General features: G+C 40.7%; 12 protein-coding genes. All 12 read right to left on the reverse strand.

Translation table 11 applies throughout. The annotated features are described in order from the left end of the window. The coding region (locus RM529_RS13585) for a CgeB family protein (RefSeq protein WP_311485322.1) at positions 1-967 on the reverse strand (967 nt) is incomplete at its 3' end. Continuing rightward, positions 957-2,084, reverse strand: a complete 1,128-nt coding sequence (locus RM529_RS13590; protein WP_311485323.1) for a CgeB family protein — start codon at positions 2,082-2,084, stop codon at positions 957-959. The genes RM529_RS13590 and RM529_RS13585, both read right to left, overlap by 11 nt. Further along, a complete protein-coding gene (locus tag RM529_RS13595; RefSeq protein WP_311485324.1) occupies positions 2,081-3,202 on the reverse strand; it encodes a glycosyltransferase family 4 protein in 1,122 nt (373 codons plus the stop codon). The genes RM529_RS13590 and RM529_RS13595 overlap by 4 nt, the downstream gene beginning before the upstream one ends. Further along, a complete protein-coding gene (locus tag RM529_RS13600) occupies positions 3,189-4,214 on the reverse strand; it encodes a Gfo/Idh/MocA family protein (protein ID WP_311485325.1) in 1,026 nt (341 codons plus the stop codon). The genes RM529_RS13595 and RM529_RS13600 overlap by 14 nt, the downstream gene beginning before the upstream one ends. 27 nt (positions 4,215-4,241) lie before the next feature. Beyond that, positions 4,242-5,252 (reverse strand): MDR/zinc-dependent alcohol dehydrogenase-like family protein, encoded by a 1,011-nt coding sequence (locus RM529_RS13605; RefSeq protein WP_311485326.1) that lies wholly within the window; start codon positions 5,250-5,252, stop codon positions 4,242-4,244. Further along, entirely contained in the window at positions 5,249-7,276 is a 2,028-nt protein-coding gene (locus tag RM529_RS13610; RefSeq protein WP_311485327.1) for a GDP-mannose 4,6-dehydratase, read from the reverse strand. The genes RM529_RS13605 and RM529_RS13610 overlap by 4 nt, the downstream gene beginning before the upstream one ends. 11 nt (positions 7,277-7,287) lie before the next feature. Continuing rightward, entirely contained in the window at positions 7,288-8,400 is a 1,113-nt protein-coding gene (locus tag RM529_RS13615; RefSeq protein ID WP_311485328.1) for an SDR family NAD(P)-dependent oxidoreductase, read from the reverse strand. 19 nt (positions 8,401-8,419) lie between these two features. Next, entirely contained in the window at positions 8,420-9,127 is a 708-nt protein-coding gene (locus RM529_RS13620) for an SDR family oxidoreductase (RefSeq protein WP_311485329.1), read from the reverse strand. A gap of 477 nt (positions 9,128-9,604) precedes the next feature. Next, positions 9,605-10,465 (reverse strand): MBL fold metallo-hydrolase, encoded by an 861-nt coding sequence (locus RM529_RS13625; RefSeq protein ID WP_311485330.1) that lies wholly within the window; start codon positions 10,463-10,465, stop codon positions 9,605-9,607. A 17-nt stretch (positions 10,466-10,482) separates the two neighbouring features. Continuing rightward, a complete protein-coding gene (locus tag RM529_RS13630; protein WP_311485331.1) occupies positions 10,483-11,985 on the reverse strand; it encodes an FAD-dependent oxidoreductase in 1,503 nt (500 codons plus the stop codon). Between the two features lie 95 nt (positions 11,986-12,080). Continuing rightward, on the reverse strand, positions 12,081-12,644 hold the full coding sequence (locus RM529_RS13635) for a hypothetical protein (protein ID WP_311485332.1): 564 nt from the start codon (positions 12,642-12,644) through the stop codon (positions 12,081-12,083). A 325-nt stretch (positions 12,645-12,969) separates the two neighbouring features. After that, on the reverse strand, positions 12,970-13,249 hold a 280-nt coding region (locus RM529_RS13640; protein ID WP_311485333.1), incomplete at its 5' end, for a YciE/YciF ferroxidase family protein.

The raw sequence follows: 13,249 nt of genomic DNA on the forward strand, positions 1-13,249 counted from the left end.
ATTCTGAAATTACTTTTTTTACTTCTTCCCCGCTTTTTACTACTATTATTTCTTCATCGGGTTCAAAGAAAGTGGAAATCCCTTTCCAGTAATCGGTGATGATACAGGCTCCTGCCCCGGCGGCTTCAAAAACCCGGGTTGCCGGTGAAAATCCGTACTTCGCCATACTATCGCGGCTTATATTTAAAACAGCTATTGGTGTACAGTTAAAGGCATTATGATCTTTTGTGTAGACGTGCCCCAAATAATTCACATTATCGGGCATCTTTTTATCTCCCCAGCCGCTACCACCAATCAGGAATTTATGATCGGGCAGTTCTGTTGCAGGTTTTATAAAGAATTCTTCTACCCGCTTTTCCCTGTCTGGCAAACGATTACCAAGAAAGGCCAGACTTCCCTCAAATTTTGCTTCAGGATCTACAGGAAAATGGGTATCGGTATCCAGCGCGTTATAAACCGGAATACATTTTTTTGCGCCATTCCTTTCATAGGCATCAATTACGGGCTGCCCGCCGCCGTAAGTAAGTATAAAATCGTACTGCGGAATGAGGTCTCTAAAAGGGTCATTTTCGTCCTTTTCTATCCTGTCCAGCGTAGCGGGAGCATCTACATCCCAAAAAATGATCAGATTGTTCTTGCTTTTCATTTTGGCGACTTCGGACTCCAAAAAATCGTCGTAAGCACCCACGCCACTTGCTTTGATGATCACATCTGACTCTTCCTGAGCCTTCCGAAGTAATCCTCTTAAGCTGAGTTTATCCTTTTCATAAACGATCACATTGCACCAGTCGGGATCATCAATATCCCGGTGTTCCTGACGCTCAAAAATATCGGGCTCATAAAAAGTAACTTCGTGCCCCATCTTATGCAGGGCTTTTACAATTCCGCGATAATAGGTCGCTGCACCATTCCAGTATGCAGAAACAATACTGGAACCAAAAAATGCTATGTTGAGTTTATTTTCCATTGTTGATCTTCATTTCATCCGCTAAAGGAGATTCAATTTCATCTATTATCTGCTCAAGTTCGTCTACTCTATGTGCACAGGTATGTTTTTCTAAAATAGTTTGTCTCCCATTTTCCGAAAGGCTTTGTGCCAACTGAGCACTTTTTAAAACTTCAGAAATCCTATAGCTCATTGCATTTCCGTCTTTGGCAAGAAGATAGTCTTCACCCGGTGTAAAGAGATATTCCGCATCTTCCCAGGGAGAGCAAATAAGCGGAATTCCGCAGGAAAGCGCTTCAAAAGGACGTATTGTGGGAATCCCCGGCAACATCTCTACATAAGGCCTTCGCGGCACATGCACAGTAACTTTATATTTAGAGAACACTTCCGGCACTTTGTAGTTTGGAAGCCAGCCCCCATATTCTATTCCTGCGTCTTTTAGTGCTTTTTTAGCTTTTTCGGGATAGCGTACACCGTAAACCTTTGCCTTAATTCCCAGTTCTTTTACGGGCTCAATGAGAAATTCCATCAACTCCTCGGTACGTTCATTATCCCCCCAATTTCCAATCCACACCAAATCTCCTTCTTTCTCTTCGTCACGATTTGGTTTAAAAAGATCGGCATCTGCAGCTTCATGCCACGTCCAAACCTGATCTAGCCAATTTTTATCCTGATAAATTTTCCTTATCACTTCCCCAAAAACAAGGGCTCCATCATAGTTACTAAAATCGTATTTCGCCATGCTTTCTTCATCAGAAACCGCGCGGTGATGGGTATCGTGAAACAGAAGTTTATATCCATACTCCTTCTTCTTTTCGCCAATTTCAGCAACCAGTTCGGGATTATTCCATTCGTGCACAATTACTACATCTGCATTTCCCAAAATGCCTTTGTGATTCAGTTTTTTGGCGGGATTGTAAAATTGCGGATTCAGGGTTGGATAATACTTTCTGAATTCATCCAGTTTCTCTGCTCCATGGTCTTTTATGAGGTTGTTTAAACTCCATCCGCCTTCCGGTTCATAGACATCCACTTCATGTCCCCTCTTTTTGAGTTCCTTTACGATTCCTCGCAGGAAGTGGGCATTTCCATGGTTCCAGTCGGAGTACAACGAATGATAAAACATCACAAAATTCATAAGCTGGGGGTTAATTGGTTAATATCAGTTTTTCTGGAAACGATAAGCCTTTTATATAAAGCGGCATATTCCGATCCCATTTTCTGAAGGTTATAAGCTTCAGATTGTGCACATGCTTTTTTGGCCATCACTTTGCGGTATTCTTTACCTTCTATCAACTGAAGAATCTTTTCCTGAGTATCCTCAGCATTTTCAGGATCAAAGAAAGAAGCGGCTGAAGACCAAACTTCGGTAAGGGTATTAATATCGCTCAAGGCAAGGGCACAACCAGCTTTGGCTGCTTCAAGAATAGCCAATCCAAAAGGTTCATATTTAGTGGGACTGGCAAAAATTGACGCCCGCTGCATGATATTTACGGCTTCTTCAGAAGATAATTCTCCAAGAAAATGAACATTTTCAATTTCTACCTCTTTTCCTGTATTGGGATTGATATTATTCCCGGCGATATACACGGGCCACGGCAGATTTTTAGCAATTCCTGACAGCACCCGAAGGTTTTTAGCTTCATCCCAGATCCTTCCCATGCACAGGATAAAATCTTCTTTTTCTACTTCTTCTGAAAAATTAATTTCTCTTCCGTTATAAATCACCTCTGTAGGCGATTTTACCTCGTGGACCCTAACTGCTTTTTCCAAAATAGCGTTAGTAGGGCTCACCACCATATCTGAAGCATTCAGAGAATCTTTTACCAGCGCAGTATATCTACTCCAGGTTGAAGGGGCAGAAGTTCCTTTTACAGCCTGCCACCAGGTCTGCACACAGGAGTGGTACACGGTGATTATTGGGCAGGACCAGAAATTCTCTATATGCGCATAGTTGTTAAAATGAACAACATCGGGATGTATTGTTTGATAAATGGAGGTTATCCATTTATGCGCCTTCTCCAGATCCTCCCAGGGATCCTGCATCCACTCAAGTTTGTAATCACTTTTATAAAGGACGATATTTGGCAATTTTGATGCCTCTCTTTCCTGCTCTTCTGTAGGCCAGGCTCCCATTGCTGCCAGGTGCACCTGGATGTTGTGATCACTTAAAGCTTTGCACAATTCCAGAGAATATGTCCACACGCCTCCCACCGTATCTGTTGTCATTAATATTTTCATCTTATTCTCTTCCATAAATACGGTCAATTATCTTACTTATTTTTATAAATTCTTCTGCCGATTCACGATCAAAGCCTTTTCCTTGCGAAATTACATCTGCCCAAATCACACCGGCACGGCCGCTCCAGTCATCGGGAGGGGTTACCAGTGTTTCTGTTTGAGTTCCTTTATATTTTTCAGCTTTAAAATCGTAAAAAGAACCATTTACATTTTTAAAAGCAGCTCCACCTTTGGTTCCATAAAAACGTGCTTCAATTATCGCTTCTTTTCCTGCGGAAAGATTCCAGGAACATTGCAGATTTATGGTGGTATCTTTTTCTGAAGTCATTGCGACACTGGCAAAATCCTCTACTTCGTTATTAGAGGAAGTCAATTTTTTGCCGTGATGATAAAGATGGCTTTTTACTTCTTTGATTTCCGGAAAATCCAGCGTCCACAAAGCGAGGTCGATTAGATGAATTCCCAGGTCCATAACACAACCCCCTCCTGATTTATTGATATCATAAAACCATTCCTTATCGGGTCCGTAGGCATTATGGAAAACAAGATCGGCTGCATAAATTTCACCAATTTCACCATTCTGGATAATATCATAAACCGCCTTAAACGCTTTTGTATACCGATAAGACAAATCCACCGCCAGAAGTTTATCTGCTTTTTCGGCAGCTTCAACAACATCTGAAACTTCAGTAGCAGTGCGGCCCAACGGCTTCTGACAAAAAACTGATTTTCCAGCTTTTAAAGCTTCAATGGATTGCTGCGCATGCATGGCACTTGGTGTAGCGATTACGATGCCGTCCAGATCTTCATTTTCGTAAAGGTCTGAAGGGGAATTGGCAAGTACGGCGTTTTTTGCACTTTTTAAGGCTTCTTCGGCATTGTCCTTTGACGGTTCTGCAATAGCAAGAGCCTCAGCATTAGTATCTCGTAAAAGTACTTCCATCCTGTTCCTGCCAATCCAGCCTACACCGATAAAGCCAAGAGACAGTGTTTTCTTAAGAATTTCGGTTGGTTGAGTTGTAATCATTATTTTTGGTTGGTTAGTTAGTTGGTTTCATGGATTTATTATAAGGGCCTTAATAAATCCATCGGGTCTTTCGGTTAGATGTTTATAAGCCGCTTGCATTTCATCAAGCAAAAACATATGCGTAAAAAAAGGAAAAGGATCCATCTCATTTTTCTGAATAGCCACAATTGCTGCTTTCATTCCGTCTACATATTTTTGAGTATCCCGTTCGTGAGCGCTTATCATATCTATCCCTCTCCAGTTGAGCATTTGCACATTTACATTGCGCATCCCATCCTGGTGAAATCCTGCCACAATTAGTTTTCCTCTTTCACCGGTAAGTTCTATAGACAAATTGAGGGGCCATTCTTTTCCGGTGGCTTCAATCACACGCTCACAAAAATTACCATTGGTTAATTCCTTAACCTTTTCGATGATTTTATAGTGATCGTCCATTCTTATCGTCTCATCTGCCCCGGCCTCTGTAGCCGCATCCAGTGAAAATTGTTTCCGGGAAATTGCAATAACCTTAGCTCCTCTGGATTTGGCTAACTGGATTAAAAGTAAACCTAAGAATCCGCAACCCACGACTGCAACCGTATGCCCGCTCCGGATATAGGCCCTGGAAAAAATATTCATTGCGCAACCCAACGGCTCTCCCGGGAAAGGTTTGTCGTCAAGAAAATCGGGTAATTTTACCAGGTTTTCCGGCTTCCCGATATCATAAGTTGCATAGGAATTGTAGGTAAGCCCGGTAATGCGTTCGCCTACAGTGAAGCCCTTTACATCCTCACCTACCGCATCAATAATTCCCCAGCCCTCATGGCCGGGATTTCCTTTTTCTACCGGATAATTGAACCAGTCCCGGCCTTCCCAGACGGGAATATTGGAAGCACAAACCCCGCTTCCCTCTAACTTTATTCTAACTTCATCTTTACCGGGTTTTGGTATTTCAGATTCTTTGACAACTACTTTGCCCGGACTTTGAATTATAGCAGATTTGTAAACTTCTTCTTCTGCAAGTGAAGGCATTTCCTGTAATGTTCTGGTTATTCTCATAAAACCATTGCTTTAGCTGATGATCTTGGATTATCCTTTATTTGAATATTTCTGGTTTTACAAAGCCATTGGAGTAATTCCTCCATTCCCTCTTCTACAGAGTGTTTTGGTGTCCAACCCGTAGCCTGTTGAAATTTGGAGGTATCGGACACATAATAGAGCTGATCTCCTGTTCTCCAGTCTTCAAAAGAAATATCCATTTCTTTTCCCGCTTTTTCCTTTATAAGGTTCAGAATCTCAATAAGGCTAACAGTATTTTTTGGTCCTCCTCCAATATTGTACACTTCCCCTGATATCTTGTCGATATTTTTCCTTGCCAGTACAAAAGCATCCACCAGGTCTTCAACAAAAAGTATATCTCGAACCTGTTTTCCATTTCCATAGATCACTACAGGATGATCTTCCAGCGCACTTATTAGAAAGTGGGCAACCCAGCCCTGATCTTCTGTCCCAAACTGATGTGGACCATAAATACAACTCATCCTGAAAACTGCGGTTTTTAACCCATAGGAGCGCGAGTAGTCCAGGATATATTGATCTGCACCACCCTTCGAGCAACCGTACGGACTATGAAAATCCAGTGCTCTGTCTTCGCCTATCCCATTTTCTTCTATTGTTTTATCTGAAGGATAATACCTGGTTTCATTAGGTTTCATCTCAAGATCGTTGAGATCACCGTAAACCTTGTTGGTAGAAGTAAAAAGAAGTGGTGGCTGATGTTCAGATTTTCGGATGGCTTCCAAAAGATCAAATGTGCCCTGAAGGTTAACCTGAAAATCCAGCAGAGGATTAGTGAGCGATGTAGTAACGGCGACCTGTGACGAGAAATGGTAAACCTCTGAGGCGTTCCTTACACTCTCTTCGAGTATTCTCTTTTCCCGGATATCTGCAATCTGGATAATAAGTTGATCTCCATATTTCTCCTGGAGCCACTGGAGGTTCTTTTCAACACCTTCCCTAAAAAGGCTGTCATAGATCATTACCTTTTTGCCTGCACTCAGCAATCTTGCAGCAAGATTTGTCCCCACAAAACCGGCTCCTCCGGTTATAAGACTGTACTGCTCTTCGTCTTTAAGAACATATTGTTTCCGGATATAGGAATGATTTTGAATATTCTCTATTCCACCATTTTCCAAAAGTTTGTACAGTAACTTCTTTGTACCGTCTGTCTTTTTTAATCCGAAGAAATATTCCCGCTCATCCAAATGGAAACCGCCCACAGTCGGGTTTTTAGCATGTAGGTCTTTTAAACTGTACCAATATACCCTATCTGCTGAAGTATTTATTACTTTCTTAAATTCCTCATACTGCTTTACCTCATCATTTTGCCATGTAGAAAATCCCACCTCCGAAATCCAAAGTTCTTTTTCAAGATCAAAGCGTTTAAGAACCCGCTTTACCTGCTTAATATTCTCTTCCCATCCTTCCCATTGCTGATCAAAAACGTGTGGAAAACCATGAATCCCAATGGCATCTATATTTTCCAAAGTTCCATTTTCAGCCATCATATGCAGCCAGTTTGGATCTATGGGGCTCATCCCGCCAAGCAAGGTTTTTTTACCTTTCTCTTTGGCCCAATAAGATGCCATGTCTATCATTTTCGAGAACTTGTGCCACGAATAATCCATTGTGAAGTCGTACTCCACTTTGTTATTCGGCTCGTTCCATAATTCTACCCAATCAAAATATTCTCCGTATTTATTGATCATAAGATCCAGAAAATCTGCATATGATTTTAAATACTTTGGAGGCGAAGAAGTTTTTGCTGTTTCTCCCAAAGAAGGTGGGGTATACAGGAAACAAGGAAGAATTTCTACGTGTTTGCCAAGTTCGGCAAAAAGCCAGTCGTACCATTCTTCTGTCCCTTCTACGTACCAATCTGCCCAGGAAACTCCTGTGCGCAAATGGGTGATCCCCAAATTTTTAAGATCCTTTATAGTATTTTCTACTTCCTGGTATTCTCCCGGCCTAAACCATTCAAGAATACCAATTACAGGAGTATTGCTTTTATTCTCATTTTGCATAGCGGGTCAGTTTAAACGGTTAATCCTCTGGAAGAAAGTTCATTACTTGCCTTGCCCACATTATCTATGGCAATCTGGCCCTTCAACCATTCTGCAAGTTCAAAAAGACCATCTTCAAATTTCATCTGAGGCTCAAAACCTAAAATTTTCTTTGTTTTATCTGTATTTGCAAAGCAGTGGCGAATATCCCCTATCCTGTATTTCCCGGTAATTTCGGGAGAGATATCCTTACCCATTACTCCCGCCAGCTTATCAGCAATATGGGTTATCGTATACTGGTTACCACTACCTATATTCAGGACTTCACCATTGGCTTCAGATTTTTCCATTGCCAATCTGCAAGCCCTTGCGACATCTTTAACATGAATAAAATCCCTCTTTTGTAAACCATCCTCAAAAATCATAGGTGCATTATCATTCAGCAGTCTCGAAGCAAATATGGCGAGAACTCCCGTGTATGGATTCGATAAGGCCTGCCTGGTTCCGTAAACATTGAAGAATCTCAACGCGGTAGTGGGAATATTATATGCCTTTCCGGTAATTAGGCTTAATCGCTCCTGATCGTATTTCGATAAAGCATAAACAGAAGCAAGGTTTGGTTTTTTATCTTCGGGAGTGGCAATTGGCGTTAGCTCCTCTCCATGTTTATACATCTCCCAGCGATCTTCCTTTAAGTCTGAAAGTTCTCTTTCACATTCCATTTCCAGGTTGCCATTAGAATCTTTATATAAGCCTTCACCATAAATGCTCATACTGGAAGCCACTACAAGTTTTTCTACGGGATGATTTATAAGTGCTTCAAGGAGGGTTGCAGTTCCCAGGTTGTTTACCGCGGTATAATCTCTTATCTGGTACATACTTTGCCCCACTCCTACCATTGCGGCAAGATGGAAAACAGCGTGGACGCCATCGAGTGCTTTTTCAACTGCTTCTTTATCTCTAACATCTCCTACCAGAAGTTCTACTTTTGGGTTTAGGTAAGAAGGTTTTTTCCTGTCTTTTCCATGAACCTGTTCAGAAAGATTATCCAGTACCCTCACCTGATATCCCTCATTTAAGAGTTCATCGGCCAGGTGAGAACCAATAAATCCTGCTCCTCCGGTAATTAAAATTCTCTTATTCATTTAAGCTGTTTTTGATTAATTAGAAATTTTGTTTAAGAGGTCTGGTTATAATTTTATTTATACTTCTGTTGTTTTTTCTACTGATTGCGTAAAAAACATCTTCGGCTAAATCTTCTGGTGAAATAAATCCCATATCCAGTCCCTCCACACTCGTGTGTCCGGAAATTTGATTTTCAAAAAACTTAGTATCTGTTATTCCGGGGCTTATTACTGTCACATTTATATACGGAATGGTTTCCAACCTAAGGGTTTCAGCAATTACTTCAAGAGCAGTTTTTGAGGCACTGTAGATTCCTCCCGAAGGGTGTGGCTGGTTAGCTGAAACTGATGAAATAAAAACAACATTTCCCTGCTTATTTTCCATCATCGCAGGTACAAAAGCACGGATGGCTCGTAAGGCTCCCATAACATTGGTGTTGATTACCTCCTGCCATTTTTCGGGATCCCCTTCCGTTAGTAGCTCCTGGATTCCTTTTCCCGCATTAATCACCAAAACATCAGGATCACCAATGGTTTCTAAAGTCCAGCTGAAAAGATGATCTGTATCTGAAGCCCTGGAAACATCTGTCCTGCAGAAAAAAATATGATCATCATCTATTTCCGTATATTCTAAATCAGCAATGACTGTTTTAAAATTTTCCTCAGAAAACTTTTTAGCGATGGCTCGTCCAATCCCGTTAGCCCCACCTGTTATTATTGCTTTCTTTGCCCCGTTTCCAGTTTGCATCTATTTTTGTTCTACAATTATAGACCTAAGAGACTGGTATCATCATTTCTTTTAAATGCACTGCTTCGTAATACGAATGCAGGATGTCCGGAAATTCCCCAAATCTCGCAGCCACTCTAATTTTACCGACCTTCTATGACAACCAAATTTATAGCAGAAGGATACTAAATACTGCTAAAGACGGCATAAACATTTCTTAATATAAGTAATGATTATAGAGTTGAATTTATAGAAAAAAAGCAGTATATACGGTAGCTACAGAAGCTGTTGCCTCTATTTTGCTGTTAAGCTGCTGTTAAAAAATACTTATTATCTGTTTCATCTTAATTTTCTGCAAAAAAAAAGGCTGCAGATACAGCCGTTTCTTAAGATCCTATGATAAAAGTTTGTTTTTATAAAATGCCGCCTTTTTTATCTGCATCCTCCAGTATTCGCAATGAATATTCCGATAAATAAGAGAAAGTATAGTGGCAGGGTTCAGGCTTTATCTTCATCTTTTACCCATTCACCATGAGTAGGAATGGCAAGTTCTCTAAAATTTTTACTGAGATTTTCGAGGCCTTCGCTTAATTCCTCTCCTTCTACTGCTGCTCCATGACCGGTAATTGCAACCTCGGGTTTAAGCGCTTCCAGTTTTTGAACAGATTCATGAGAGCGCTCCCAATTGGTGGTGAGATAAACTGGTGGACCATTAACTTCGGTCTTTTGAACAAGTACCTTATAAAAAGAATCCTGCTTAACTGTAACAAATGCATCTGCTGCAATCATCGTCCTGTCGCTTTCCCTAAATAGAGCTATCTGTCCCGGAGCATGACCGGGAACATGAATCCACTTCCAGTCTGGCAATTGGGGCACCTCTCCTCCTTCAGGCAATTCCTGTAAAGCACATTTAATATTAATTGGCTCATGTGGATAAACCGAAGATATTTTTGCAAGTAACCCTCCTTCCACAGTACTATCGGGTTCAGGATATTTTTTCTCTCCTGTTAAGTACAAGGTTTCCAAATGGTGTGCATAAACCGGGGAATTCCATTCGTTTATTAAATGGACTATTCCGCCAACATGGTCAAAATGCCCATGAGTGAGAATAATAGCTGCCGGCTTGTTTCCTTTTCCGAATCTTTTTTCGGCTACTTTCTGTATTTCGGGGCCCGATTTTGGCATTCCTGCATCCACTAACACCCAATCCTTACTTCCGGGTTTTCCAATCATAATTACATTTACAATTTGATTGGTATAGTAGTAGACATCGTTTCGAACTTCACTTCCTTTTCCACTCCTAAAAGAGGTCATTGGAATAAATTTGTTGTCATCACTCTGCTTCATATTCTCCTTCATAATTCCTTATTCTTTGTTTATTCGATGATCTTCTTCGGTAACGGATTAAAAGCCGGCCCCTCTATAACTTCTCCAGAGGTGTTAAACCTGCTCCCGTGGCATGGGCAATCCCAGCTTTCTTCCACGTTGTTCCAACTAACCATGCAAGCCATATGGGTGCATAGTGCCGAAACTATTTTGTATCCGCCGTTCTCTTCCCTGTAAACCGCCACTTTTTCTCCATTTCTTGTAACAATTCCGGCTTCTCCCGGCGCAATTCCTTCCAGATCTTTATCGTCTCCTTTAAAGCTGAGATCTTTTAAAAATTCAGCTGCAACATTTGCATTTTCCTTGACGAATTTCTTAGCTGATTTAACCGGTTCGTGACGCGCAGCCTCATAAAGATCCTCATAGCGGTTAAATTTATCCTCAATTTTATCTGCAATTATAACTGCTGCAAGGGTACCATAAATAAGCCCATCTGTAGAAAACCCTGTAGCTACAAATTCCCGGGAGTTCTTTTCTTTTCTACCTATAAACGGAAGAAGATCGGCCGGTTTATAATTCTGCCCACCCCAGGTATGGGTAATTTGTCCAACGATAAATCGCTCCTGCAAAAACGCAACCAGCTCTTCTACATGCTTTCGGTTGCTCTCTGCCTGGCCCACTTTATGCGGACTTCCAACAGCTATTAAATATTTTTCACCTCCACGGCTATAAGATCTTATCGAATATTTCTGATTATTATAATACCCCCAGAAGATACCCTGCGGATAAGAATTTGATTCCAATCTTGCTGCCACTCCATATTCCCTATATGGTCCCAACGTAGTGTGATATTGTAATTCCAAACCTTTAGGGGTGTGTGTGGCGTGAATAGCGTATTTTGCGGCAACAATGGCATCATCGGTATAAACCAGCACCCTGTCTTCCTGATCCTCTACAGAACGTACCGGAGTATTTTCATAAATCGAACATCGTTCTTCATCCAAAGCATCTGCAAGCCCCAGCACATACAATAAAGGATTAAACTGGGCCTGGTTTTCTAATCGTATTCCCATATCCTGCTCAAAAGGAAAATCTTCAGCGAGCTCGGTAAATGCTAAATCAATTTCTTCAGCAACCTTTCTTTCTTCCAAAATTTTCATGTTGTTTGCATCTTCATATAAAAAGAGAGGCTGCCTGCTAAAGTCACAGTCTATTTGGAAGTTACGTACATTCTGCTCTATTTTCTCCAGCGCGTCTTTCCTGGATTGTAAAACCCTCTTCACTACTCCTTTATCATATTTGGCTTTTAATGAGGATAACAATTCATCAATAATTATGTACAAATTACCGGTACTATGTCCAGTCGTCCCATGGCCAATACTTCTTGCCTCCAGGACAGCCACTTTAAAGCCCCTTTCCGATAGTACCTGTGCGGCAGTAATTCCTGTAATTCCTCCACCAATTATTGCAACATCAACAGCAATATCCCCCTCAAGTTTTGGGTACTGCGCAGGAGCTGTTGCAAAAGAACTCCATAAAGATTGTTTTAACATTAAATAATTTTTTGTGGTTAGTAAATACAAAAGCCTGTGCCAAAAATGATACAGGCCAATGCTTAACGTTATATTTTCTATCGGGACTTAAGTACTTAAGCCTTTAGTTCAGTATCAAATTTAAAGGGTGAAATCCCGTGTTCTTTTTCAGAATCTTCATAAATGCTAATTCCCATACATTTTATTTCCCTTAACCAGGATTTAGTTTTAGATTTTTGAGAAAGTAAAGCCTCCCTTACACTACCCTCATTTACATGAGCTAGGGCATACTTGTACAAATGCACATTTCTCTTTTCCCTCCTGTAGCATTCCTTAATAAGGCCATTTCTTTCTTGCCTGGAAGATTTGAATAAAGGGGCGCACTTTTCTTCTGAAGAAATATTGGAAGAAATGGCGGGCTGAAGCGTTAATGTTTTTTCTATTCTTTCTATTTCCTGCTGAAGTTTAGCTGCAAAATCCTTTTTCGAATTAGAAATTTTCCTAAAAAAAGACTTGATCAGCAACCTTTCTGTATGATATGCAATATGCTGATAATCCTTCTGGTGCGCCAGATTCTTACATCTCAGCGATCTTAAAATTCTTAAAGTTTTCTCGTTGGAGTTCATGACTTCGATAGCTTGTTTTGGTAGTTGCGAATGGCGGGGAAATGAATTCTTCATATTCTTAAAATTAACCACGAAATCCTTTGAAATGTGCTCATTTAACTTTTTTAACCTACTTGAAGAACATCAATATTTTTGGCACAATGTTTTCTTTTTACCTCAATCTCCTGAAATCTCAAAGAAAACAACACCTGTAATAAATTTTGAGGTTTAACAAATCCCTTCCGGTTTGTTACTTAGATAGTTAATTATTGTTAAATTTTGTCTCTACAGCATGAAACAATTTTAAAATCCGTCAAGCCAAATTAGTTACCGGAGCAGCCGTAGAAAAGAAAAAACCCGCTTTCGCAGGCATTTTCTACACAATATGTTTAACAGAAAACTACTTCGCCTCCTTGTTTAGTCGTCCTTCTGCCAGTTTATTGAGCTTTTCATCAGCTCCATATTCCTGGTCTAAAGTCTTCTTCAATTTCTTCGCAATATCGTCGTGGCCCAATTCCTTGGCGTAGCGAACTGCAGTACCATAACCAGAAATTTCATAGTGCTCCACACGTTGTGCTTCGGCTACTAAACCTGCATCTTTCACATCTTTCTCTGCATCTTCTTTAATAAATTCTTCAGCCTCTTTTATAAGACCTTTCATCGCCTTACACTCTTCACCG

Source organism: Autumnicola edwardsiae, assembly GCF_031846505.1.
In the GTDB taxonomy this organism is placed as follows: domain Bacteria; phylum Bacteroidota; class Bacteroidia; order Flavobacteriales; family Flavobacteriaceae; genus Autumnicola; species Autumnicola edwardsiae.

What these genes read in the sequence shown, in the direction of transcription:
- RM529_RS13590 (WP_311485323.1), bottom strand. Translation starts at nt 2,084, where the DNA reads ATGAATTTTGTGATGTTTTATCATTCGTTGTACTCCGACTGGAACCAT.
- RM529_RS13595 (WP_311485324.1), bottom strand. Translation starts at nt 3,202, where the DNA reads ATGGAAGAGAATAAGATGAAAATATTAATGACAACAGATACGGTGGGA.
- RM529_RS13600 (WP_311485325.1), bottom strand. Translation starts at nt 4,214, where the DNA reads ATGATTACAACTCAACCAACCGAAATTCTTAAGAAAACACTGTCTCTT.
- RM529_RS13605 (WP_311485326.1), bottom strand. Translation starts at nt 5,252, where the DNA reads ATGAGAATAACCAGAACATTACAGGAAATGCCTTCACTTGCAGAAGAA.
- RM529_RS13610 (WP_311485327.1), bottom strand. Translation starts at nt 7,276, where the DNA reads ATGCAAAATGAGAATAAAAGCAATACTCCTGTAATTGGTATTCTTGAA.
- RM529_RS13615 (WP_311485328.1), bottom strand. Translation starts at nt 8,400, where the DNA reads ATGAATAAGAGAATTTTAATTACCGGAGGAGCAGGATTTATTGGTTCT.
- RM529_RS13620 (WP_311485329.1), bottom strand. Translation starts at nt 9,127, where the DNA reads ATGCAAACTGGAAACGGGGCAAAGAAAGCAATAATAACAGGTGGGGCT.
- RM529_RS13625 (WP_311485330.1), bottom strand. Translation starts at nt 10,465, where the DNA reads ATGAAGGAGAATATGAAGCAGAGTGATGACAACAAATTTATTCCAATG.
- RM529_RS13630 (WP_311485331.1), bottom strand. Translation starts at nt 11,985, where the DNA reads ATGTTAAAACAATCTTTATGGAGTTCTTTTGCAACAGCTCCTGCGCAG.
- RM529_RS13635 (WP_311485332.1), bottom strand. Translation starts at nt 12,644, where the DNA reads ATGAAGAATTCATTTCCCCGCCATTCGCAACTACCAAAACAAGCTATC.